This is a genomic window from Pectobacterium jejuense (assembly GCF_026800125.1).
GTDB classification, from domain to species: Bacteria; Pseudomonadota; Gammaproteobacteria; order Enterobacterales; family Enterobacteriaceae; genus Pectobacterium; species Pectobacterium jejuense.
This window is the reverse complement of sequence record NZ_JAPQKX010000006.1, coordinates 153,930-177,985: the sequence shown is the minus strand read 5'-3', so window position 1 is coordinate 177,985 and position 24,056 is coordinate 153,930. Positions and strand designations below refer to the sequence as shown.

The following is a 24,056-nucleotide window of genomic DNA, read 5'->3' as shown; positions in this document are numbered from 1 at the left end:
TATTTCAGATGAAAACACTGATTAAAATAGAAATAGCCATTGCAAAGATTATGTTTATCATCATGGTGATACTTATTCTGGTCGCGGCTATTGGACGAGCAGTGGGGTATCCACTGATATGGTCTATAGAGATATCAATGGTTTTATTCGCTTGGGTAAGTATGTTCTCTATCCATTATGCTCAAGCCAATCAACGTAATATGGGAATTGATTTTTTATCTAAGCGGTTACCTGAGAAAATCCAAACTGGAATAGATTATATTAATAGAGTTTTGATTATCTTATTTCTTGGTTTTGGAACTTACTCTGGATATCTTTTTACCTGGGATACACGAGCTCATGTATTACCCATTTCAGAATTAAATCATGTTTTTTTAAGCGCGGCAGTTCCGACAGGGTGTTTGCTAATGATATTGACCTGTGTTGAGCAACTGATTGATAAAGTTAATACCCGTCGAGCATTATCTATTAGAGGGGATTTACCATGATATGGTTGACCGGTGTATTATTCGTCGTTTTCATGCTGATGGGCATGCCGGTAGGATTTGTCATTGCCATATCAAGCCTGGCCTATTTCTTCACGTCTGATTTTCTCCCTCTTGGTATCGCTTTTCAAAAGTTTGCCGCGCCGACACAGTCATTTCCGATGATTGCTGTCCCTTTGTTTATCTTGGTTGGAAATTTACTGACGCGAACAGGCATTACAGAGCGTTTATTGGATTTTGCGCGTTTACTGACTGGCTGGATGATCGGAGGATTAGCGCAAATTAACGTATTACTCGCGATGCTTATGGGGGGCGTTGCTGGTTCAGCAGTCGCTGATGCGTCAATGCAGTCACGTATGCTCGGTTTCTCTATGATTGAGCGGGGCTATCCACGGGCTTACACGGCTGTCGTTATCGCTTTTGCGTCATTGATCACGGCTACATTACCTCCAAGCATCTTGTTAATTTTGTTTGGATTTGTGGGTAATGTCTCTATCGGTAAATTATTCCTCGCTGGCATTATCCCCGGTTTTTTGCTGACGATAACCCTGATGATAACGAATTACATCATGGCTCGTCGTATGAAAATCCCACCAGAAACATTGTCAAAGCCGACGTTCAAAGAGGTTGTGGTTAGTTTTCGTCGCGGTTTTTGGGCGTTGATGTTCCCAGTCATTCTCATCGTAGTGATTCGTTTAGGGTTGTTTACTACTTCAGAAGCGGGGGCATTTATCGTTCTCTACGCCATTATTATTGGTGGTCTGGTTTATAAGGAACTCACGTGGCAAGGAATGCTTGAGACATTGACTGAAACGCTAAGCGATCTGGGTATTGTCATGCTTTTGGTTATGGCTGCCTTTATTCTGGGACATATCAGCGTATTGGATCAATTGCCTCAGGCAATGACTGAAATCATTACCGATTTTACAGAAAGCCCTACTGGTATCATGCTACTGATTTTTGCCTTGGTACTCATTATCGGGATGGTTTTGGATGCCAGTCCTCTGGTATTGCTGTTGACGCCAATATTACTGCCCATCGTGACAGAAATAGGCTATGACCCCATTCATTTCGGCATTATGTTTATTACCTTAACGTTGTTGGGAGCGAATACGCCGCCGGTTGGTATTTGTATGTATACGGTCTGTGGTATTTTAAAATGTGACACAGTACATTTTATGAAAACTTCAGTGCCGTATTTATTGGCATTCCTCATTTTCGTCGCGGTTCTCTTTTTATTTCCGCAAACGGTAATGTTCTTGCCTAATTTACTTATGCCATAGTCTGATAGTCGTTTAATATAGTGTGATAGCCGTTTAATTATGTATTTTTGAAATAGAGGATAAGCGTCTAAACCAGTCGAATACAGGCGGCAACTGAACGATATGCTCTTTGGAAACGTCCGGCTGCGGGTCTCCTGTGAAAGATATGCTGTTCCTCATTATCCCCAGCCACTGACTCATGTGAGTGGCTGGGGCGTAAGGTAAGTGAACAAACGTGCAGTTTGAGATATGACAGACAAGTATGGCGGGTATAGTCCCTAATTAACATGTATCATAAACGGTAAATTTCTCGGGTAAGCACAACGGCATGGACACCTCTTTTCAGATCAACAACAACGAACCAGTCAACCAGCAAATTTATCGCGTACTGCGCAAAGACATTGTGGAATGCAATATTCCGCCGGGTAAGCTGCTGTCTGAAAAAGAAATTTCTGTGCGTTTTGACGTTTCCCGCCAGCCGGTGAGAGAGGCTTTTATCAAGCTGGCAGAGGCCGGACTGGTGCAGATCCTGCCGCAGCGCGGCACGTTTGTGATGAAGATCTCCGAGCAGCGCGTGGCAGATGCCCGCTTTATTCGTCAGGCTCTGGAATGTGCGATTGCGCGCCGGGCGGCAGAAATGGTGACGGAAGAACAGCTGCTGACGCTGGAGCACAACTTACGCCGTCAGGAACTGGCTGCGCAGAATGATCAGGTACGCGAGTTTCTCAGCCTTGATGACAGCTTCCATCAGCTGCTGACACAGATTGCCAACTGTCCGCTGGCGTGGGAAACCATCGAATCGATTAAAGCGACGATGGACCGCGTACGTTTTCTCAGCCTGAGCCAGGTTTCACCACCGCCCAGCCTGATTCAACAGCACTACCTGATTTTTAGCGCCCTGAAAGCGCGCGATCCTGATGCCGCGGAAAAAGCGATTCGTGAGCATTTGCAGGAAATGATCTATTCGATCACGCCAATTGCGCAACAGAATAGCGACTGGTTCGAGCACGCCTGATCCTTGTTTACTGGCTGCTATCACCGCATGAAATTTGATGTATTCATGCGGTGAGTGTTTACACGTCTTAACTGGATAACGCCGCAATTTCAGTGCTGCTCAAGGCACCTGCGTAAATTTTGAAATAATCATAGCGCCCCTTCATGTAGGGATCGGTCGGATATTGTGAACGGCCAAGGTAGGCGGCACTCAATTCACCGAGCTGGTAAGGCGCTAGTGTTAGAGTTTCACTCCGCACGACCTCTTTCCCGTCAATATACATAATCCCGATATTACCAGACTGGGCCAGTGCGACGGTGACCCAACGACCAACGGGGAATGTCTCGGTGGTGGGTTCAAACGCTTCCATCATGTAGCCATGCAAACTGGATGTTCTGAATGAGGGTTTACCCAGATTGCTGTAAGGCAATAGGGCGATCCAGCGTCGGGTGCCAGAACCCATATCGAAAATACGCGCCCAGGTGCGCTTGTCGTCAGCACAGAAGCGGGTAACGACGGTGAAATCACCTAAATTTTCCATCACTTTTCCGGGCAAGCTGACATGACCATCGACACCATCTAACACCAGCGCAACGCCAGCACCATCCGGCCCCGTTCCCCAACTGGCTCCGCCATGTAAGGTGCTGGCTTCCCATTTTCCTGTGTTGTCAGCCAGCGTGGTGCCTGAACCTTCGTTAAACGCCAGATGAAAAATTTCTTCTGTTTTTATCGCAACGCTCACGACATCAGAAGCCAGTGTTTCTCCACCATTCACCAGTGCTTTAACACGATAGGTGTAGCGGGATGCACTGGAGATAATATCCTGATCGGTATAGGTTAATAAGTCGGTAATGTTGTAAGCGATTGGGCTGAATGCCCCATTCGCCGAGGTTGAACGCTCAAGCGTATAGCTAGTGGCTCCGACGACGCCCCACCATGAAAGTTCGATACTGTCGCCACGGCGATAAGCGGTTAAGCCAGTTGGTTTCAGTGCTGAACTCTCGACGAGCAAATCGCGAGTGTACAATAGCGTGCCGTAGCCCGTACCATCGCCACCGCCACCATTCTCTGGTGTGATTTTCTGTACATACTTATAAACGTAGGGCGTCGCAATTCCTTTGCGTTTAGCGTAATGGTTGTAGATTGTTTCCCAGCACGGACGGTTATTTCCCTGGCTGACGGTGCCAAGCCCTTCCATCAGGCCATGGCGATTACGATAATTTTTCCACGGAACGGAAAGGAAACCGCCATTGCTATCAGACAGATTGGATTTTGCCACATATTCGGCACCGGCGAGGAAGCGGTTATTGGCATAACCGTAGATATCATCCCCCTGATTCCACGCCATTTCGCAGAATGCGACACCCAGACTCATACCCAACGTGGTGTGCCCCTGATCGCGGCCACTTTCTTGCCATTGCCCCAGATAGCCGGGGTGTAAATGTACAACGGCCTGCATTCCCGCCCCATTTCCCTGACCATACTTGTAGTAATCAATGGCTTCCTGATAGATATCAGGTCGGTCGCACAGCACGCCGATCGCCAAAATATTGGCAATCGCACACTGATCCCAGTTCGCCCAGTAGTTCGTAATCTCTGCACCGTTGTGAACGTCTAAAAAATTACGCGGCATCGGGTAGAAGATCGTCAGCATCATGTTTTGGAAATGCTCAAAATCGGTGCGCGCCCAGCCGGAGTAAGTACGCATAATCTCTGCGACGTTAGCGAATTGATAGCCATAGATACCGGCTGCTAACCAGCGGTCTGCGTTACCCGTGATGGTTTTCAGAGTAGAAGACCAGGCGTTGAGATACCTCAGGGCTTCATCGGCATAAGCCTTATCCTGCGTAATCTTCCAGCGTACCGCCAGACGGTAGGAGCGTTGCACATCGATATATAAAACCGGGAAGTTTTGTCCCTCGCCGCCGCGTACGAGATTATCGGTTGCGCGCGGATTCGTTCCCAACTGTGAATAGCCATCCTGTATGAACGGGGTCCAGGCATTTGTCCAGGGTTGTTCTTTTCTGGCAATTTTATCTCGGATGCGAGAAAAATCCTCTTCGGTATGTAATAGGCCGGGATGTGTGAAGATTCGTTCTTCGGCATAAATTGAGGGAGCAATCGCGCCCGTTGCGACTGCGGCGATGGCTCGGGTGAGGAAACTTCCTTTGAATTGGCCTAGCAATCCACTGAAAGCTGCACCCGCTCCGGCTTGCAAAAAGCGGCGGCGAGGTAACGACGCCGGTCTTGCTGCGTCCGTATGTGAGCCCGTGGATGTGTTTGCATGATCGTTGTCCGTCTGTTGTGCTATTTTTTTCATGGTGTTTTAACTTCCCTATTTATGTGTGTTCAATCATTTCACCGATGATCAACACTGCACCGGTTTTTCCATAACCTGTCGATGATCAGGCCACGAGAAAAAGGGCTGCGAGATTTCATCGTTGCTCTGTGCTCGTGTTTTTTGGGCGGTATTGCCATGCCGAATATCGAAAATAAGGCTTTCTTTATTGATGTGTCGAGGGAAATCGTGCTGGATAGTTTTTGCACTAGCTGGTGGGCTAGTCTGGGAGTAGCTCATTGATTTTTATTATTAAAAATCAATGAGCATAAAATGTTATTCCTGTCCTTTTTTTGGGATTGATTAGTCTTTTGCGCTGCTTTTGGGGGCAGGCATTAAACACTGCCTTGGTAAAAGTAAGATCTTATTGAAGATGAGACTTCAATGGTTGTGCCAGCTGAATCACCCACAGTTCGTTATCGGCTTCTGGCTTTTCCAACGGTTTGATGGCTAACGTCGTCTCGACCGCCTTGCCATCTCGCGTCAGTTTGCCATCGGCAGTAACCTGATAGTCGTCCGCCTTATCTTTCGCTTTAACCGGGGATTGCAGCACGGATTGCAGACCAAAGTCGTTGTCGTTAATGACGGCCAGCGTTTGCTTATCGACCAGCGCCAGACCTTCCACTTTCTCCTGCTGCCAGCCGAGCTTACGCAGATCCACCAGCTCCTGCTTGCTCGCCAGCGTAATGCCGCGTTTTTCCAACTGGGCGAGATCGTCAAATTCCGGCGACTTACCGTCAGCATCGAACGGTGTCAGGTCGCTCGCCTTGCTGAGATCGACCAGATAGATGCGGTTCTGCATTTGCTTGTCTTTATCCGCGCCTTGCTCGACCAGCAAAATGCGCTGATTATCCAGCGCGACGATGTCGCCGATCTTGGCATCCTTCGCTTTCTTATAGCTGTCGATATTGATGGGGTAGCCCACCATACGGCTGGTTTTGGTTTCCGGGTTAAACATCACCAGACGCGTAAACTGCGCTTTGTTTTTGCTTTTGCCGTCGATATCCAGCGTGCTTTGCACTGCCATAACAATCGTGCCGTCCGGCAGGCGGGTCAGGCCTTCAAAACCCCGATTCGGCTGACGCCATTTGATGATATTCGGTAAGCCGCTGGCGACTGAATGCTCGCTGCCCGCAGGCGTTGGCCCGAATTTTTGCAGGATCTTCCCGCTGGCATCAACGTGGATCAGGAACGGGCCGTATTCGTCACACAGCCAGAAGCCGCCTTTGCCATCCGGCGTAATCCCTTCGGTGTCCAGCCCGCGCTGGCTGGTGCTGAGCGGTTGCAGTGCATCGTTCAGCGCCACTTCGTTGGTGGTGCCGATAACGTCCCCAGGCAGCGGCAGGCCGGTGATATTGCCCTCAGCATCGTGCAGCGGACGGGCGTTGATTGCCTCGGCGGCTTTCGCGCTGACGCGAATATCCATCATCAGCGGCGCGTAGTCAGGGCTGGCGAAGATCTTGGCCTCTTTCTCGCCGACCAGCGGCGCATCGGCATTCGGACCGCGATCGGTGACGGTGGTGAACATCAGATCGTCGCCCTGTTTACCGGTAAAATAGAGGCCGGAACCAATACCGACAGGCAGACCGTTGGGGAAGTTCTGGGCGAATTTGCCCTGATACGCAACGCGTTCGCTGTCTGGGAAGGTGACGACATAGCGCGTCACTTTTTCTCCTGCGGCCTGAACGCTGAACGGCAGAAATCCGGCAACCAGCAGTGCTAACAACGTGTGTTTCATGCTATTCCCCATCAAATGTCATTCTGGTGGTGGCTACGGTGCGTTGACCGTACCGACTGTCGTGGATGAAGGGCTGTTTTCCTTCTCCTTATCTTTCTCTTTCTCTTTCATGCCACCCGGATCGGGCCGCGGGTAATCATAATCAATGCGCAGAGGATGCGCGTACTCGCTGTTCCACAGTTGTGTATAGAGCATGTCTACCCGCTGCGCCATCGCTGGGTTCTGAATTACCATCTCCAGATTGCGCGAGTTATCCAGATAGCCGCCGCTCCAGTTGCTGGTACCGATCCAGGCTTTCTTGCCGTCGATGGTCATGACCTTGCTGTGGATCACGCGAGCAAACGGGATGAAGCCGCTGCTGGCTTGGGGAATCGACACCGTTTTTATCTGGATGTTGGGTAGCACTGCCAGACTTTTCAGGTAGGCAATATTCGGCATTTTGGTGCTCCATTCGGACACCATCAGCTCGATCTGGACGCCGCGTGCGGCGGCGGCACGAATCGCGTTATCGATCACCGCATAGTACGGGCGTGTTTTCTCTGGGCCGTAGGAGAGCGGAACGTAATCCATCACCTGAATACGGACCAACTGCTGGGCTTCGGCCAGCAAGCGGGGGAGTTCTTCTTCGGAATCTATCACACCAGCGGGATTAAACGCTTTGGGGCTGGCAACCAGATAGTTACCCGAACGGTCAGCGGGTTGCGTTGCGGTGGGCAGTGGCGGAACGGTTTCGCCTTGGGCCAGTCGCGCCTGTGCCTGCCAGTCTTGTTCAAAAATAGCGCTAATCTGAGTCACTACGCGGGGATCGTCGATCAATAATCCCGTTTCGTGAATGTGCTCCAGCGCCCGCCAGTCAAGGTTCTGGCTACCCATGTAGGCCTGTTTGCCATCAACCAGCAGGTATTTGGCATGCACAATACCGCCGCTCAGGCGTTCAAAAGGAATCACGCGCAGCTCGAGATTCGGAATCGTTTTGAGCTGTTCCAGCGTGTCCTGGGTGGAAATTTTTAGCCCTTTCTCTTCAAGCAGCAGGCGGATTCGTACGCCGCGTTCTCCGGCGGCACGCAGATGCTGTAAGACGGTATCAAAGCGTGTTCCCGCCTGATTCGCGACATAGAACTGACCCAACTCAATGGTGTGCTGGGCATGATCAAACAGCGATATCCACACCGCATCGCTGGGGCGTAGATCGGGGGCGGTCAGCGTGGTTTCCACCGGGGCGTCATACACTAATTCATAGCCGGGAATGCGATAGCCGCTAGCGCTGGCGTCGGCATAGGCTGACACACTCACAATAAACAATACGCCTCCTGTCAGCAGTGTGTTGATGCAATGCTTCCAGCGTTGCCCCGGATTGATGAAACCACAACGATTAAGCATAGCGCTTCTCCGCCATCGTTTTTTCCGTAACGGCACTGTCTGTCACGGAATTGTGCGTCACAGCAGGGCCCGCTTTCTGTTGGCGAGTATGCGGCATTCCGGCGCGAATCAGCAGGACTTTCAGCATTTCGTTGATGTGTTCCATTCGGCTTTGCAGGAAATTGTTCCCCAGCAGGCAAACCAGCGCGATGGCGATCCCCAGTCCGGTGGCGTACAGCGCGGTACCCATCCCGGCAGAAACCTGGCTCGGGTCGGAGATGCCAGCAGCAGATAGTGCTTTGAAGGTTTCGATAATCCCCATGATGGTGCCGAGCAGCCCCAGTAGCGGTGCTGCGGTGACGACCGTTTCCAGAATCCAGAGTCCGCGTGACAGCAGCGGCTTACTTTGCAGATATTGTGCGTCGATCAGGTCGTTAAGTGCATCGCGGTTTTCTGCCTGATGTGACTGCGCCAGAACGGGCGTGACGACGGCGATGGGCAGGCTAGGGCGCTGGGTCAGCGCGTCCGGCAGATCGTGAACGTGGCGAATATCCGCCGTCAGCGCGCGTTCCAGCCGTTTGGCCTGTCGACGCGTATAGGAAAAATAGAGACTGCGTTCGATGATGATCATCAGGGCGATCACCAGTGAGGCGTACATGACGTAGAAAATAATCTCGTGCAGCATATCGGCGTTCATGGCCTGATCCTTCTATTGCCTTGTTGGGCATTGTTTGTGATGAGTGCCAGCGCGGGAAACCGCGCTGGCGTACTACGTTATTGGATTAGAACGTGGCTTCCAGTGAAGCGCTGAAGGTGCGCTCTTCCCCCACGTTGTAAAACGGTGTGCCTGCCGATACGCCGTTATACGATCGTGAGTTGAAGCTCACTGAACGTGCAGAGTCGAGATACTCTTTGTCGAACAGGTTGTTGACGCCAAAGCGTAAGGTGGCGCTTTTCACGATCTTCTTATCCACTGGCAGATAGACGCCAGCGCTGAGATCGAAAACGGTACGTCCACCGATCTTCTCGTCATTGGTCATGTCGCCGTAGAACGACCCGACGTAGCGGCTGTTCACGCCGGCATAGTAGAGGCCATCGTCATAGCCCAGCCCGAGGTTGAGCATATTTTTCGGCGCGTTGGCGACCTGCTTGCCCGTAGTGGGGAGCTGACTGCCACCGGTGGCGAGATTGTTTTTCTGCTCGGTGTCGGTATAGGTATAAGCGGCGAAGTAGTTGAAGTTATGTGGCAGCTTGCCGCTCCACTCCAGTTCCAGTCCTTTGTTTTCCACTTTCCCGGCGTTGATCATTTCGTAATCGCCATCGGCGTTACGGCTGGAGATCTGACGGTCGGTAAACTGGATAAGGAACAGCGAGGCGCTCAGCAGCATGTCCTCATTCTGGAAGCGCCAGCCCAGTTCCTGGTTCCAGCTCAGCTCAGGTTTGGTATTGATGGAATCGCCAACGTTATACAAGACGTAGTTGGGCGGGGTACGCATGTTGCGCGTGATGTTATAGAACACCTGATTTTCGGTATTGATGCGGTAGGCCGCGTTAAAGCTGGGCAGGAATTCGTGGTACTTCTTGTTCTTTTTCTCTGCGACGTTATACAAGCTGCCGAGATTAGTCCCGTCACGTTCTACGTGCTGATAGGCCAGACCGCCGGTGAACGTCCATTCAGGGGAGAAGAACCAGGTGTCCTGAATCCAGATTTTATGGGCAGGCGTGACGGTAAACTGGTTACGGCCTTGAACCACTTTCCCGTTCGCATCGGTGATCTGATCCGCATCGCCGGGTTTGCCAGAAATGTTAGCTGGAGTGCCGTCGCTCTTAATAGGAATGAACGGCTGCGTTTGACGCTGGCGGGCACGCTCGAACCAGTAGCCGATATCCAGACTGTGCTCGTCGCTAATATCCCACTTCAGCTTGGTGGTGATACCCGGCCGCCAGGTTTCCGTCCACGATGGGCGGTAGTAGGTGTTAGAGGTCAGGTTGCTGAGATCGTAGTTACCCGCGCGGTCTGACGTCGCGGACAACACGCTGGCGCTCCCGCTGCCGAAGCTGCCGCCGTTCGTCGAGAAATAGTAGGGCTGTAACGTCAGCGCCATGTTATCGCGCAACTGCAACTTCTGCGTGAACGTGACATTCAGCGTTTCAAAGTTATTGCGGTTGAGTTTGTAGTATTGGGAAATTTGCCCACGGCTGTTGTACACCGGCGTTGTGGCGTAATCCATCTTACGCCCGTTTTGCTCGAACTGCCGTTTGCTCAGCGTCGAGTAGTTGATGGTATCTTGCTGATTGTATTTCACAATCAGGCTGCTGCTGTGGCCGTTTTCATGTTCATACAGGCCGTTCCATTCGACTTTATCGGCACGGGAATAGCCTGCGCCGCGCCATTTGTCGGAATCGGTATACGAGTAGGAGAGCCAACTGCTGAAGCCGTTGTGTTGACCGGTTTCCAGACGTGCGAAGGTCTTGCTGAGGTTGTTGCTGCCGAATGTTTGCTTAACGAAGCCGCCAAATTCTTTCGCCGGACGGTGGGAAACCAGCCCGATGTTACCGCCGCTGGCCCCGATATGCGGGCCGTCCATTTCTGACGAACCTTGGGTAACGAAGATCTGCTCCAGGTTTTCCGGGTCGCCCATGCCGTTCGGGTACACGGCGTAGTCACCGGAGTCATTGACGGGAATGCCGTCCGATGACAGGCCGACCTGATCTGCACTCATGCCGCGCATGGTATAGCTGACGCCGCTTAAGCCGCTGGCGTCGTTGCTGCTGACGTTCAGACCTGCGGTGTATTTCAGTTTATCAATGGCGTTGCCTGCTGCGGGCATCTTATCCAGCGCGTCTTTTGTCACGGTTGAGCGCGATTTTGCGCTGTCTTCCTGAACCATTAATCCTGCGCCGAGCGGTTGTCCCTGTACGTTGATCGTGCCGACATTTGTCGCTTCTTCCGCCAGCGCGGAGCCTGCCAGTAATGCGCCGACGACGGACAAACATACCCCAGAAAGTTTGAACGGTTTCATTTAACAATCCCAGTATTATCAGTGGTTTATTAATCAACATGTTGTTGACGTTATTCTTGCTGATTCACTCTCTTACTCAGGCGATGAACACTACTGCGCCTGATAATCGAACGTGGCTAAAAAACGTTTTGTGTTTTGTCCTGCAAAGGCGTCGGCGGGGAAGGCTCGAACCTGTTTGATGCTCTGTAAGCTGGCTTGCGCCGCCCGGTTCAGCAGCATGCTGCGTGCTTTGTTGCTGATTCCAGAATCGATGACGCGTCCTGTGCGATCGACCTCCAGCCAGACTTCAACGCGACCTTCGGGACGTTCGAGTGACGCCTGACGTCCGGTCGGGTAGCGTTTGGTTTGTTCAAGCTGCGCACGCAGCGCCTGCGCATAGCTATTTTCCAGCGCAGCGACATTCACCGACGGCGCGGAAGAGGAAGCCGGTGCCGGGCGCTTGGCCGGGGCTTCTGGGCGTGGCGTAGTCGGCTTGGCTGGCGTGGGCACCGGTTTAGGTTTGGCTTCCGTCTTGGGCTTAACCTCTGGTTTCGGCTTTGGCTTCACTTCCGGTTTCGGCGGCGTAACTGGTGGGGCTTCTATGATCGGATCGGGCTCATTAACCGGAATCGGCTCAGGCTCGGGTTCCGGTTGTGGCACCGGTTCTGGCTCTGGCTCAGGGACCGGTTCGGGCTGGGGAATCGGTTCCGGCTCAGCCAGCGTGAGCGCCATGACCGTTTCGTCGTATTGCTGCTGAACTTTCAGCGGCGGCTGTTGGCTGGCGAAGAACAGGCAGGTAGCAAAGACCGGCAGCGGCAACCAACTGATGGCGTGGCGTGAGCGATAGAGCAGATACATGTCACAATTTCCGGGTAGCGATAGAAATGGACGAGAACCCACCCTGACGCAGGGTATCCATGACGGCTACCAGACGCTCAACCTCGACGCTTTTATCGCTGTTGATAATGATGGTGGTTTGCTGGTCTTGCTGCTGCTGTTGCAGCGTCGTAACGAGATCGCTCAGTGCTATCGGCTGTCCGTCCAGCTCAAGATGATCCTGTGCGCCAAGCGTGATGATCGCTTTTTTCTGGGGCTTAAGTTGTTGTGCGCTGCCTGCGGCGGGGAGCTGCGTTTTCAGGCCTAGCGCAGGAATGACGTTCATGCTGATCAGTACAAAAAAGACCAGCAGGAACATCATCACATCGATCATGGGAACCAAATCGATGTGGGCTTTTTGCTTCTTTGGTTCGTTCCAGTTTCTCATTACTTACTTCCCTACAAGCGCGAATGTCTGAATTTCTGAACAGGGCAATTCGCGTGGCGCCGAAACAAAGCAGCCAATATAGGTAGGGTTTGTTTAAGTTTTTTTACATTTATGTGATTAATTTTTCATATTGATACGCGTAGGTGGTAATTTTTTGTCAAAAAATAAGTTTTTTTGATGTTTTTACATCATTTATAACAAAGGGGTGAATCCCCTGAGAAAGGGAGAGGTGCATAGGGTGGGGGCTCATCGAGAGAAATGAATGGCCAGCAGAGTCGCTGGCCGGATCGTTATCCCTTTCCGCGCGGTTTCCTGAAAGCGAAAAAGAGTTGCAGCGTATTGCACAGCACCAGAACGGCGGTGATGACGAACACCCAGCGGAAGCCCATCAGGGCGGACACACCGGAACCCACCAGTGGCCCCAGGACGTTGCCCAGATACATGAATGACTGGTTATAGCCGAAGATGCGGCCTGTTACCTGCTGGCTGCTGTATTTGACTAACAGCGCCTGCACGGTTGGCATCAGTGCGCCATCGGCAAAGCCCAGCAGAAAGCGCAGGATGCCGAGCTGTGTAGGGCTTTGTACCATCGCCATGACCAGAAACAGCAGCACGCTGATCGCCAGTGCGGCGATCAGGACGCGATGTGCGCCGATCCGGTCGCCTAAACGGCCAAGTCGCGGGGCGGATAGCAGGGCAGAGACGCCGGGAATCGCGGCAATCACGCCGCTGATAAAGGCAATATTGTCGGTGCCGGGAGCCAGATCGCGAATGAACAGCGTCAGGATGGGACTGATGGAACCGTTCGCCATCTGGATCATCATTGTCGTAATGAACAGGCAGATGATGAGCGCCGGATACGGCAGCGACGCGAAGACGGCTTTTCCGCTGAGCCGATTCTCTTTGGTGACTTTAACCACGCTCTCTTTAATCGCGAAAAGCGTAATCAGGAAACTGGTAAACAGCATGCCACCGGTGATGAAAAAGACGATGCGTAGCCCGATATAGTCGGCCATAAAGCCGCCGAATAAGGGGCCGAGAATGACGCCAGCGATCTGCCCGGTTGATAGCATGCCCAGCGCCCAGCCACTTTTCTCACGCGGAACCTGTGAGGCGATCAGCGCCATCGCGTTGGGAATGTACCCAGAGGTCAGCCCCATGAGCGAGCGCAGGATGAACAGCTGCCACACATTGGTTGCCAACCCTTGCAATGACATCACGATTGCCATACCGAGTGCGGCGCGCAGCAGCATGAGCTTTCGCCCTTTGCGGTCGGCGAGGCTTCCCCACAACGGCGCAACGGCGGCTGAGATGAGAAAAGACGAACTGAAGATCAAACCGGACCACAGGCTCAGCGACTCGTGCGAGTGAACGCCAAGCTGCTCAATGTACAGCGGCAAGAAGGGTAATATCTGGCTCATGGCCAGCCCGGTGAAAAAACATCCCAGCCAGGCAGAGAAGAGGTTAAGTTTCCAGGTTTCCATGGGGGTAGGAATGGGCCTTCATCAGCGAATAACCAATGGCGAAACCGTGGTGACTGCGCGTGAAAAAGTGTGCTAACCGACAGTGAATGGCGCTCAATTGATAACGGACAGTGACTAAAATTTCGTCTTTCATCATGAGCATAGCATAGCCAACGGCATATTGGTCACTGATGGTAATGATTCGCAACAAAAGAAAATCAGCGTGGGTTGAGGGGGATTGGGGGAGAGGACTGGTGAATTTTATTGTGTGACTTACATCACAAAAAATGGGCTTTTGCTCAGCAAGGGTGTACAATTCATCACCATAAAGCGGGGCACTGCCATTAAGACAAGTCATCGCTAAAAAGTCATTCCATCGCGTCATTAAAATAACGAATTAAGTCAAACCAAGGTGAAAAAAGTGCGTAACTTCTTTAAAAAAATGCTGGCGGCTTACCTAAATACTTATAAAGACGTGCCGCCCGGCGCACTGTTCTAAGAATCTGTGCTATGCATCGCATGAAACAGGCCGCCAATATGGCGGCCTGTTTTGTTATGGAGCCGACTTATTTTGAGAGTCAACGTAACGTGGTGCTGAGCCGGTCCCTTTTTTGTGGTGAGATTACTTCGTGCTGTAGACCGGAACGGCCGTCACTTCTGGCACGGCTTCGGTCAGGTAAGCACCGGCAGCACTGCTTCTGACTTCATTTTCATCAATAAAGCCATAGAATACGCCCTGCGACGCGGAAGCGCCGCGAATTTCCGCATCTCCACGCATCTGCGCATTGCCTGACAGCACAATGCCGCGCTCAAACGCACCTGGCCCCATGAAGACCGTATGCAGCCGCGCGTTATCACGCACGATGGTATTGCCCTGCATCACCGTCAGGCCGCCGACAACGGCGCGTCCTTCCACTGTCCCGCTCAGAATCGTTGCACGATCTTCAATTCTGGCGTTATCCCTCACCGTCCCGCCGATGACGCGAGCGTAAGGCCCGACGTACGCGGTAGGAGCGACATTGGCTGCGTTGGATACCCAGCCGCCGCCGTTGGCGTGACGAGAACCGTTAGCGGTTGGATTCGGTGCGCCAGGCTGGCTGCCTTCCGGCCAGACGCCGGTGAAATCAGCCATCCACGGATAGCGGTAAAGGGAGTAGTAAGCCTGATCCCACTTGATCTTCTGCATTTGCGACGGTGTACCCATGACCACCATGTAAATGCCGCGATCGTCCTGACGAATCGTGAAGTTTTTCACCGTGGCAGACGCGCCGCGCTGCAATTCACTGTAGCGAGAAACGCCGTCCGAACCGACTGCGACAATCCCCCAACGCCAATCGGAATTAGGCTGCGGCATGGTTGCCGGATCGTTCTTCAGCCCTGGGAAGCGGGTAATGGCAGATTTACTCTGCACCATGCCGCGGAATTTGACGGTGATCTTCGTCGCGCCGCTTTCCGGGATCAGCCGAACGATGTTGTAGCCCAACTGCTGTGGAGCCTGATCGAACGGTACGGAGAATCGACGGAGGCTGGCGCTGGCGCCCACAACCGGCTCAAGCGCCGTGGTTCTCAGCAGACGGTCGGCGTTATTCTGGTTGGGTTGTACCGCACCATAGCCGCCGTAGGTTGAACGATAGAAGCGGCCACGATCGAAGCCGTCTGGATCGACGTAATCCCAGTTGACGTTATGCATCGCCCAGTCGCCGAAGACGTCGTTGAATTCAGACTGGCTCCAGCCCATGTTGGTACGCAGAATGGACAGCGGATCGGCAGTAGACTGGCCGCTTTCGCCCCATTTCGGCGCTTTTGCCCACATATCGTTGATGGCGCTATAGCCAAAGCGATTCTTCAGGTATTCCATAAACTGCCAGTTGCAGTAACGGTTACGCGTTGAACCCAGATAAATATGCGAATAGTTGACCTGCATTTCCGAACAGTGTGCCGACGTACCGCGGAATTCATCCATCTGGTGCGTCATCCAGTTCGCGTGGGATTCCCAAATCCAGCCAACGTAGTTATCGCCTGAACTCTGGAAACCGCCGGTTTGCCCTTGCAGCGCATGGGTAAATTCGTGCGCTAGCCCCCAGTTATCCTTGAGTGACGCAGGGCCGATCCACATCCCCATACTGCCACCGCCCGCAATACCCCCGCTGAGCCCAAAGGTCGGGTCGATGTGAATATTGGCTTTATATTTCACGGTCTGTTTGCAATAAGGCTCGGGGAACTCAATTTGGTTAATAAATTTATCCCAAATTTGTTCCAGCTTTTGCCCTGCGGCAACGGCATCATTACGGTTAACGTCGTTATTATTCCAGCGGAAGGCAAAGTGCTCAGTCTGGTATTTCACGGAAGGCATATCGGTGATGGAATTATCCACCTGCCAGTTTCCCGCGACACAAGCCTCAGCGGCGTTTGCCGTATTGACCATCAATGCGCCACTTAAAACGAGTAGACAGTTTAGTGGCGTGAGAAGTGTTTTTATTTTTGGCATAAATCCTTTTCCTAGCATGAATATTGCTAATCAGCCTTATTATTTCACGAGGGAGAATTTCTCGTTGATAGATAAGGCCCCATCCCAAGGCCATCGTGGCCTATTTTGCTTAAGTAAAAAACATATCGGCCTCTGTAGGAATAGGCCGAGTGGATTATAGGTTAAATTTATCTTGTTACCTATTTCATTTTAAATTTTGGTTATGCTCGAGTTTCTTAAAATAAACATAATTATTGGTGTAATGCTTTATTATCCAATAAAGCAGGCTGGCGGCCAGTAACGAATTAAATGCTGGTACGCCCCACTCAAAGGCTAATCCGACGAAGGCCCCGGCAATGCTGGCAATAATAGCGGGCCAGCCAATCAGCGGCGTTTGAGCACTGTCGGGTAATTGGCCTTCGGCACGACTGGTGTCGAGCAATACTTTGTGGGTGCGCAAAATATAATAATCGACCAGCATCACTCCGATAATCGGTGGGAACAGCACGCCCAGTAGCGTCAGGAAATCAATAAAACGGTCCAGAATACCGGCAACGGAAAGCAGTGTGCCGATGAGCCCAATCACCAGTGTGATGGAGACATAGCGTAATTTCTTCCCCGTGACGCCTTCTATGGCATTGGCGATTCCCAAAGAGGAGGAATAGAGGTTGATATCATTTACACGCAGTGTCGAAAATATCACGGCAATCAGCCCGATGCCGCCAGCCGCCTGAGACATGATTGTTACGACGTCTGCGGTATTGAGCGCACGGGCAATAATGATGGCGAGGCCATTCACGATAAATTCCCCGACGATAATCGACAGCATCGTCATCCAGAAAACGTGCTTTCCTTTTTGGGAATAGCGCGTCATGTCTGGAGTAATTAAGCTTGCGACGATACAGCCGCCCACCACCATTGTTGCGCCAGCGCTAATGGAAATGGCTTCACCGTTAGGCGCGGAAGCAATCAGTTCAGCAATATTGTGGCCGGAGAGCGTCATGATCGAGATATAGCCGACGACGATAACAAACATCGGCACGGCAATTTTGGCCGTGAAGCGTAATGCCCTGAAACCAAAGGCAACCAGCAGCGTCAGCGCAATGCCGGACAGCGCGGCAGACCAGCCAAAGCCGAGCTTATCCGCCATCGCAAAGTTAAGTGCTTTGGCGAATACAGCGTTCTGGACGCCGAACCAACCGATGAGGCTAACGGCGATCACCAGCCCAATCAGGACGGAACCAATACGGCCAAAGCCGCACCAGCGTGCGAGCAGGCTGCCCGACATCCCTTCTTTCATTCCCGCATAGCCTAGCCCTACGGTTACTACACCAAAAATGACGCTGCCAATAAAGATGGCGAGAAATGCCTGACTTAGCGTCATGGAATGGCCGAGCACCGCGCCTAACATAAACTGGTCTAGCGCGGTTAACATGCCGATGTGCACTAATGCCACATTTAAAAAAGGCAGCCGGACACTCAGCGGAACGCGGCTGACCGGGTAGTCATCTATTTTTTCCATGTAGATAGGTTCTCTTATATAAATTGAATGCCTTTCTCGATGAGAGAGTTAGGAATATAACCATCGATCCCAAGATGGCGACAAAATTCCTCAAATTGAGGTAATGAATGTGCCTCTGCCTTTTGATACATATTATATATTCTGTTTTCTATTGTTTTTGGTGATATATTCATTTTCCTTGCTATTTCTTTATTTGATAAACGTTGTAATATCAGGAAGATAATATCCAACTCTGACTTGGTAAAAATATTTGTCGTTAATTCAGTTTGTAACGTGGTCGGCTTTTTTTGATCTATATAGATGAGTGGAGACCTCGTATCTAGAGGCCTGGCGTTCCACATTGTACCGATGCAAAGCTTATTTTCATCAAAGATGGGGATCTTTTCGCTGACGAAGGGGGTCAGCGTTTTCTTTCCATACCAATAGTGTGTTTCAATAACAGTGACTCTTTTCTCACTATTTTCTGTCAGCCTGTCGTGTTCTTTTAAATCGTCAGAAAGCTCCGTCCAACTGGCAGGAAATTCATCATCTAGTCGTCCTTCAATATCAAAGCGCATTGGCGTATTGGTATAAAGGTAAGCGGCTTTATTCATGTAAACATGGCGTGATGATAAATCTTTAATACCCCATGGTTCATTTAAACATTCCATCATAATAATCAGATTACGAATATAATCAGTCATGTTTGTTTGTGATGATGGCATCCTGCCCTCCTTAATAGGTTGGGATTAATTCAGCGGATCAATTTAGCTAAGTAATGACGAGTATGCTTGTACGCATATCCCGGTAGGTTTCCATACTCTTTGTAGCCCAACTTTTCGTAAAACCCCTTAGCCTGGAATCCGAATGTATCTACGTAAGTCAGATGACAACCACGTTTTAATGCTTCTTTTTCAGCGGTTTGCATAAGTTGACGCCCAAGCCCACTTTTACGATATTTCTCACTCACCCAAAGATATTGAACTTCTAATGCACCCCACCAGGTTCTGGAGATTAACCCTGCGATAATATTATTTTCATCGTCTTTGAAATTTAAGAATAGAGGGGAAATATCAACAGTTTCGTACTGTTCATTGTGTTTCCAAAGGCTTGCTATTACAAATTCTTCTTCATCTGAATCTGGTGTGTTAGTAATATTTAGATTCATTACAATAAAACCTCATTATTAGCACGCTAAATTATACTTCCAATATGAATATTTCTTTATCATATAAAAAACATTTAGGCAAGAGTGAATTTCACTCGTTTTTCGGTCGCTATATTGTTCTATGATAAGAAACATAATCTGATATGTATTGATGGTAATCAGAAAGTAAGCACGTATTTGCCTCACCAGGGGAAATACCAGGTAATTTATAATAAGAATGTATCTTCTGTCGAAAAATATGTTTTTTATGAGTAAGTTACTCCTCTATTTTTCTTCTTAATTAACTTATTACTCAGCCCGGTTTATGCCAGCGATACGCCTCCTGTTTCGCTGGCGTTCCTCTCCTCCGCCAACGTATGTTGCAACCTATGCAAAAAAGCGACATTGTTACAGCTATCATGGCATGGCTACAGTCTCTCGTGACATTGTTCTGACGGAATGCTTGATAGCGCGCCATTTTGCCATTCACGTTTTGCTATTCATGTTTTTCTATTCACGCATATGCCGGAGAGTGGGTTGCATGTCGTTGAAAGCGTTACGCACGTTAGTCGCGATTGCTCAGTATGGATCGTTTGCCCGCGCGGCTGAAGCCGTGTGTCTGACGCAATCTGCCGTTAGCCTGCATGTTCGCAGCCTGGAAGAAGACTTCAAGGTGTCGCTTTTCGATCGCTCACGCCGCATCCCGGTACTCACGGAAGCCGGACATCGCGCGGTAGAGCAGGCGCATGACATTCTTGCGCAGTATGACGGTATTGCTGCCGAGTTAGGCGAGGGTGGGGAGTTGGCCGGACGCCTGCGAATTGGCGCGATCCAGACCGCGCTGGCTGGCGTTTTGCCCGCCGCGCTGTCCGCATTGCGTCACGCTCATCCACGTCTGCGTGTTCTGGTGAATTCGGGGATGTCGGCAGAGCTGGCAATTCGCATTGATGCCGGTGAACTGGATGCCGCCGTGACCACCGAGCCCGTAAAACCTTACCCAACTGGCTTAGTGAGCACGCCGCTGTATCAGGAAGGATTCTGGATCGTTGCTCCCTCGGCGCTGGCGTCTCTGGATGCCAGACAGCTTCTGCAAGATCACCCTTTCATTCGTTTCGATCGTCGTGCTTGGGCTGGGCGAACCATCGATCGCGAGCTGCGTCGCCAGCGGCTACGGGTACAAACTGATATGGAGCTGGACAGTCAGGATGCGATTATGCAGATGGTCACCAGCGGGCTTGGCGTGGCGGTGATTCCGCTGTCCGAACGTGAGGTGAGTCGTTTGGATAATCTGCTATGTATTCCCTTTGGTGAGCCTCAGCAGCAGCGGCGCGTTGTGCTGCTGGAGCGCGAAGATCGTCCGGCAACGCGCCTCGCTACGGCACTGACAGAAGCGATCCGAACGCAGTCTGGTGACGATGCCATTCATGAGAAATAATTGAGCTAACGTCGAGTTAATCTCGTTTTTTTCTCATCAGAAGTCCCGCTATGGTAGTGCCAGTTTCTTCAATTCAGGTACTGAACCATGGCGTCCAACCCGCAGTCCTTCTTTCTTTTACCTTCTACGCCGTGGTGTGTCAGCCGATGATCGTCTCACTCCTGCTGGCGCTGTTGCCGATCGCGCTCCTGATCGTGCTGGGCTCGTGGTTACGTCAGCGTGCTTTTCTGACGGCGGCATTTTGGCCACAGGCTGAAAGGCTGGGTTATTACATTCTACTTCCTGCACTATTTCTGCATGGGCTGGCGACGGCGCGTCTGGATGGCGTGCCGGTAACAGCGATGATCCTGACGCTGGTGTGCTCGACGCTGGCTGTCTCTGTCGGGCTGGTCGCAGTACGCCGCTTCTTTCCCGTTGATGATGCGGCGTTTACCTCGATATTTCAGGGCGGTGTCCGTTTTAATAACTATGTTGGTGTGTCTGCCGCCGCTGGGCTGTTTGGCGCACACGGCGTAGCGCTCGCGGCCGTCGCGAACGCGGCGATTGTGCCGACGGTCAATATTCTCTGTGTCTTGGTCTTTGCCCGCTACGGCAACGCCGGGACGCCGTCATTCAAGAATATCGTGCGACTGCTGGTGCTGAACCCGCTGGTGGTGGCCTGCGCGATCGGCATTACTTTGCAGATTACCGGATTAGGCTTGCCGCCGGGGATTGAACCGGTAATGAAATCATTGGGACAGGCGTCGCTGCCGCTGGGGCTGCTGTGCGTGGGCGCAGCGCGGGATTTCTCTGCCGCGCGTAGCTGGCTGCGGCCTGTTGTGATGGCATCATGCGCGAAATTCATTGCGATGCCGCTGGTGACGATTGCTGCCTGCCACCTCTTTGGTCTGTCTGGCTCGGCTGCGATTGCCGCACTGTTGTTTCAGGCGCTGCCGACGGCATCGTCGTCCTACATCATGGCTCGTCAGTTGGGTGGTGATGCGCCATTGATGGCGGGCATCATTGCGGTTCAAACACTGGTAGCAGGCGTCGCGCTGCCGCTGGCCGTCCTTGGGCTGAGCGGACTGTTATAAATTCCTCGTATGTTCTTTTTGTAACAATGTCTTGTTAACGGCATGGTGATTTATTCTTTTCTATCTATTTGTATTTTAAGTGAATTAATCATTGTATTGAAATGACAATAATAATGCGTATAGTTATCATTTACTTTTCTGTGCAAATGTTGACAAAAAACGCCTCAGCATCTCGCCAAAATCACCATCAGTTAACCGAGGATATACCATGTCTTTTAGAGTTACTCGCGCCGGAAAAACGCGCGTTTGTGATTCTTCGCTGGCCGGAGCAAAACCATTCGGAGTCTCTCTTCTCGCCCTGTTGATCTCTGCCTCTTTTCTGCCCGCTCAGGCTGCTGCCGAAGAAAACCCTGCTTCAGGTGATACGCTCGTCGTCAGCGCGAACGCCAATGCTAACGCCGAAGCCAGCGACCCGCAGGATTACAGCGTGAAAGTGACTAATGCCGGAACGAAGATGACGCTGACGCCGCGTGATATTCCGCAGTCGGTGAGCGTGTTCAGTCAGCAGCGTATTGAAGATCAGGGCCTGCAAACGATTGGCGAGGTAATGGCGAACACGACCGGTGTGTCCTCTAAAATTATCGACTCTGAGCGTGTGACGTATTTTGCTCGCGGTTTCCGTATCACTAACTACCTGTTCGACGGTATTCCGACGGTGGTTAATGAAATCTGGGATTTTGGTGATTCAGGTTCAGACACGGCGATCTACGATCGTATCGAAGTGGTGCGCGGGGCTACGGGGCTAATGACCGGAACGGGCAACCCTTCTGCCGCGGTAAACATGGTGCGCAAGCATGCGGACAGCCGCGAGTTCAAAGGCTCGGTATCTGGCAGCTACGGTTCGTGGGATAAACAACGGATGGTAGCCGATCTGTCTGCGCCGCTGACGGAGTCTGGTAATGTGCGTGGACGCGTCATTGCTGGCTATCAGGATAACGACACCTGGCTCGACCGTTACCACAACCGCAAAAAATTCCTCTACGGTGTGATTGATGCCGATGTGACTGATTCCACCACATTGTCAATTGGCTATGATTATCAGGATAGTCACATCACTAACCCAACCTGGGGTGGGTTGCCGACGTGGAATAGCGATGGTAGTCGCATTCGTTTTGATCGTAGTTTTAACACCGCACCAAACTGGAGTTACTCGGATAAAACATCGAAGAAGGTTTTTGCCGATCTGACCCAGCGTTTTGATAACGGCTGGCAAGTACGCATGAATGGTACGCATGCAGAAAACGACTTTGACTCCAAACTGATGTATGCCAATGGGTTCCCAGATAAAGATACCGGAATACTGGTTGATCCGTTCGGCGGTAATGTCGGTGCTTACGGCGGATGGAATAAGGGAACCCGTAAGGTTGATGCGATTGATACTTACGCATCTGGCCCGTTCGAATTACTGGGACGCCAGCATGAGTTGGTGGTAGGCGGTAGCTATAATCGGCAGCGTAATCAATTCGCTAATACCCAATCGACGATAAGCCCTGCGGATATGGGCAATTTCTACAACTGGAATGGCAATATTGCCGATCCTACATGGGGGTCTTGGGTGGGTAGCACTTTTGTGCCGGGACTCTGGAATAATGATTATGAGCACTCAACCACACGACAAAAATCCCTCTATACCTCAGCACGATTCTCGTTAGCGGATCCATTGCACCTGATTGCTGGCGTACGTTATACCGACTGGAGCATCGTTGGAACGACAGGAAATACCAGTAAGAATCGTGTGACGCCTTATGTCGGCTTGGTGTATGACATCAACGATACCTGGTCAACGTATGCCAGCTATACCGATGTCTTCCAGCCACAAACGAAAAAAGGTGTAGATAATCAATATTTGTCTCCTACAACCGGGAAAAATTATGAAGCGGGTGTGAAGGGGGATTGGTATAACAGTCGCTTGACGGCTTCAGTTGCGGTCTTCCGAATTGAGCAGGATCGTGTAGCTCAAACTGCGCTTGAGAAGAATGTGGTGACACAAGAAACGGCTTACGAGTCTGTTGATGGTGTTGTCAGTAAAGGTATCGAGTTTGAAGTTAACGGTGCCGTGACGGATAACTGGCAAATGACGTTTGGCGGTACGCGCTATGTTGTTGACGATCAAGACGGTAAGTCGGTTAACCCAGAACAGCCGCGCACGTCGTTCAAGCTGTTTACCCGCTACCAGTTGCCAACGCTGCCGGATTTGACCGTTGGCGGCGGCGTGAACTGGCAAAATGGCATCTGGCAGGAAGGCTCTGGACCGCAAAACACCACGTTGCGCGCCGAGCAGGGCAGCTACGCGCTGGTTAATCTGTTTGGCCGCTATCAGGTGACCAAACAGCTGGCGGTACAGGCGAATATCAATAACCTATTCGATAAAGAGTATAGCGACTACCTTGCGCCTTATGCCGTGTATGGCACGCCGCGCAGCGTCTCGATGACCGTTAACTATGCTTTTTGACGATCAGTGATTTCTGACGATCAACGCTTTCTAATGATCGTTAATGATGTCTGAATCTTAAGTGAAACATCATCCC

The 24,056-nt window shown here is 51.3% G+C and carries 20 protein-coding genes; 7 read left to right on the top strand and 13 right to left on the bottom strand.

The genetic code is table 11. The annotated features are described in order from the left end of the window. The first annotated feature begins 8 nt into the window (after positions 1-8). The 3 genes from NXT09_RS12955 (at position 9) to NXT09_RS12945 (ending at position 2,762) form a co-directional block, all read left to right on the top strand. Entirely contained in the window at positions 9-488 is a 480-nt protein-coding gene (locus tag NXT09_RS12955; protein ID WP_268579954.1) for a TRAP transporter small permease, read from the top strand. Next, complete coding sequence (locus NXT09_RS12950) at positions 485-1,768, top strand: TRAP transporter large permease (protein WP_010282701.1); 1,284 nt, start codon at positions 485-487, stop codon at positions 1,766-1,768. Before NXT09_RS12955 ends, NXT09_RS12950 begins: the two co-directional genes overlap by 4 nt. Before the next feature lie 307 nt (positions 1,769-2,075). Continuing rightward, positions 2,076-2,762 (top strand): GntR family transcriptional regulator, encoded by a 687-nt coding sequence (locus NXT09_RS12945; protein ID WP_010282703.1) that lies wholly within the window; start codon positions 2,076-2,078, stop codon positions 2,760-2,762. Between the two features lie 67 nt (positions 2,763-2,829). Here the strand turns inward: NXT09_RS12945 and NXT09_RS12940 are convergent, their stop codons facing one another. The 9 genes from NXT09_RS12940 to NXT09_RS12900 all read right to left on the bottom strand — a co-directional run bounded on the left by NXT09_RS12940 (position 2,830) and on the right by NXT09_RS12900 (position 14,263). Beyond that, the gene (locus NXT09_RS12940; protein WP_268579953.1) at positions 2,830-5,061 is read right to left on the bottom strand and encodes a LamG-like jellyroll fold domain-containing protein; all 2,232 of its coding nucleotides are present in this window, start codon (positions 5,059-5,061) and stop codon (positions 2,830-2,832) included. Positions 5,062-5,443: 382 nt separating this feature from the next. Further along, entirely contained in the window at positions 5,444-6,817 is a 1,374-nt protein-coding gene (locus NXT09_RS12935) for an esterase-like activity of phytase family protein (RefSeq protein WP_268579952.1), read from the bottom strand. Positions 6,818-6,850: 33 nt separating this feature from the next. Next, on the bottom strand, positions 6,851-8,197 hold the full coding sequence (locus tag NXT09_RS12930) for a phospholipase D-like domain-containing protein (protein ID WP_268579951.1): 1,347 nt from the start codon (positions 8,195-8,197) through the stop codon (positions 6,851-6,853). After that, positions 8,190-8,873, bottom strand: coding sequence for a MotA/TolQ/ExbB proton channel family protein (locus NXT09_RS12925; RefSeq protein ID WP_268579950.1), 684 nt, complete (start codon positions 8,871-8,873; stop codon positions 8,190-8,192). The genes NXT09_RS12930 and NXT09_RS12925 overlap by 8 nt, the downstream gene beginning before the upstream one ends. 85 nt (positions 8,874-8,958) lie before the next feature. Next, complete coding sequence (locus NXT09_RS12920; RefSeq protein WP_205553083.1) at positions 8,959-11,199, bottom strand: TonB-dependent receptor family protein; 2,241 nt, start codon at positions 11,197-11,199, stop codon at positions 8,959-8,961. 90 nt (positions 11,200-11,289) lie between these two features. Next, a complete protein-coding gene (locus tag NXT09_RS12915) occupies positions 11,290-12,036 on the bottom strand; it encodes an energy transducer TonB (protein ID WP_268579949.1) in 747 nt (248 codons plus the stop codon). A gap of 1 nt (position 12,037) precedes the next feature. Continuing rightward, positions 12,038-12,442 (bottom strand): ExbD/TolR family protein, encoded by a 405-nt coding sequence (locus NXT09_RS12910; protein WP_268579948.1) that lies wholly within the window; start codon positions 12,440-12,442, stop codon positions 12,038-12,040. Positions 12,443-12,732: 290 nt separating this feature from the next. After that, the gene (locus NXT09_RS12905) at positions 12,733-13,926 is read right to left on the bottom strand and encodes a multidrug efflux MFS transporter (RefSeq protein WP_240584629.1); all 1,194 of its coding nucleotides are present in this window, start codon (positions 13,924-13,926) and stop codon (positions 12,733-12,735) included. Further along, positions 13,907-14,263 carry a hypothetical protein gene (locus NXT09_RS12900; protein WP_268579947.1) on the bottom strand — a complete coding sequence of 119 codons (357 nt, stop codon included), beginning with the start codon at positions 14,261-14,263 and terminating at the stop codon, positions 13,907-13,909. Before NXT09_RS12900 ends, NXT09_RS12905 begins: the two co-directional genes overlap by 20 nt. 54 nt (positions 14,264-14,317) lie before the next feature. On the opposite strand from NXT09_RS12900, the gene azuC reads away from it, so the two are divergent. Further along, the gene (gene azuC / locus NXT09_RS22580; protein ID WP_085996941.1) at positions 14,318-14,404 is read left to right on the top strand and encodes a stress response protein AzuC; all 87 of its coding nucleotides are present in this window, start codon (positions 14,318-14,320) and stop codon (positions 14,402-14,404) included. Positions 14,405-14,527: 123 nt separating this feature from the next. On the opposite strand, the gene NXT09_RS12895 is transcribed toward azuC, so the two are convergent. The 4 genes from NXT09_RS12895 to NXT09_RS12880 form a co-directional block, all read right to left on the bottom strand. Then, a complete protein-coding gene (locus NXT09_RS12895) occupies positions 14,528-16,393 on the bottom strand; it encodes an Svx/AvrXca family virulence/avirulence protein (protein ID WP_205553078.1) in 1,866 nt (621 codons plus the stop codon). A 184-nt stretch (positions 16,394-16,577) separates the two neighbouring features. Then, positions 16,578-17,894, bottom strand: a complete 1,317-nt coding sequence (locus tag NXT09_RS12890) for a purine-cytosine permease family protein (RefSeq protein ID WP_205553076.1) — start codon at positions 17,892-17,894, stop codon at positions 16,578-16,580. 14 nt (positions 17,895-17,908) lie between these two features. Next, positions 17,909-18,598, bottom strand: a complete 690-nt coding sequence (locus tag NXT09_RS12885; RefSeq protein WP_205553074.1) for a helix-turn-helix transcriptional regulator — start codon at positions 18,596-18,598, stop codon at positions 17,909-17,911. A 29-nt stretch (positions 18,599-18,627) separates the two neighbouring features. After that, a complete protein-coding gene (locus NXT09_RS12880) occupies positions 18,628-19,041 on the bottom strand; it encodes a GNAT family N-acetyltransferase (RefSeq protein ID WP_205553072.1) in 414 nt (137 codons plus the stop codon). Positions 19,042-19,561: 520 nt separating this feature from the next. Between NXT09_RS12880 and NXT09_RS12875 the strand changes: the two genes are divergently transcribed. The 3 genes from NXT09_RS12875 to fhuE all read left to right on the top strand — a co-directional run bounded on the left by NXT09_RS12875 (position 19,562) and on the right by fhuE (position 23,980). Beyond that, positions 19,562-20,455 carry a LysR family transcriptional regulator gene (locus tag NXT09_RS12875; protein ID WP_268579946.1) on the top strand — a complete coding sequence of 298 codons (894 nt, stop codon included), beginning with the start codon at positions 19,562-19,564 and terminating at the stop codon, positions 20,453-20,455. A gap of 50 nt (positions 20,456-20,505) precedes the next feature. Next, positions 20,506-21,528 (top strand): AEC family transporter, encoded by a 1,023-nt coding sequence (locus NXT09_RS12870; RefSeq protein ID WP_268579945.1) that lies wholly within the window; start codon positions 20,506-20,508, stop codon positions 21,526-21,528. A gap of 208 nt (positions 21,529-21,736) precedes the next feature. Next, positions 21,737-23,980: a ferric-rhodotorulic acid/ferric-coprogen receptor FhuE gene (gene fhuE / locus NXT09_RS12865; protein ID WP_268579944.1), complete on the top strand. Its 2,244-nt coding sequence runs from the start codon at positions 21,737-21,739 to the stop codon at positions 23,978-23,980. Positions 23,981-24,056 lie beyond the last annotated feature (76 nt).